A 966-nucleotide genomic window follows, 5' to 3' on the forward strand; every position below is an offset into this window, starting at 1 on the left:
GATGCTCACTGAGTAAATGATTGATGGCGTAATCGTACACCGGGGGAATCGAAGATTTGCCACTTTCAATATTGGTTATCTTAGCTACGGAAACTCCCAACAAAGACGCAAACTCCGCTTTGCTGTATTCCAAGATGAACCTTGAAGAGATGAACTTATCTGCACTAATGATTCTCAACATACACAAATCTCTAATAGAAATAAAACAGAGCAAATGGAATATGCTCCATTTTCTGTTGAAACATGTAATGAAAAAGTTACTTCCGAATGTTTTTATACGCATAGTATGCGCTATTTTTATTTGCTTATTATCTTGCGCCTAATTAAGAATAAAATCAACAAATCAAATCTTAAACCAAAAATAGAAATTTAGATTTAGAGGTACAAATTTTAATTAATATTATTAGATAAAGTAATGAGTGTATTTTTTAGCCTTTTATTTATAGCCACGAAATTAATTTCCAATTCCAGTTAATTAGATATTGGAAATGTTTGATTTGAGCTTAATAACCATCTCTGAAACAGGGGGGATTCCCCTCCATTTTTAGGTTTCACTAGAAAGTCTGAACTAAACGTACAAAATCTGTTGAGAAATCGAATAAATAATATGCAAATGAATAAATTAAGATCTTCGCAACACTCAACCATGACCGCTTGGCCATGTTTGCAGCGTTGGTACATATAGAAGCGAACATCGGGATTCAGGACTCGATGCGAAGAGAAAACACGCAAACGTCTTAAAAACGGTGTACTCGTCTCTATATAGAGATTCTTGTAAAAACAGGGATGGGAAGAGAGAGGGTGGCATCGCCTAGAGGAGCTTACCAGCAGCTGTTATCGGGCAAATAAAAAAGCCTCATTGCTGAGGCTATTCGAAGATTAAGGTTGTAAAAAATTCTGCGTAAAATCGAGCACATCTTTGGAAGGCGTTTTCTGCTCAGGTGGTTTCGCTGATTGATCTTCTGT

The 966-nt window shown here is 36.1% G+C and carries 1 pseudogene; it reads right to left on the reverse strand.

Annotated features, from left to right (window positions below):
• Positions 1–181 (reverse strand): annotated as a pseudogene (locus R8N47_RS23880) (XRE family transcriptional regulator); the annotation flags it as partial.
• Between the last annotated feature and the right edge of the window lie 785 nt (positions 182–966).

The sequence above is a fragment of the Vibrio sp. 2132-1 genome, assembly GCF_033344315.1.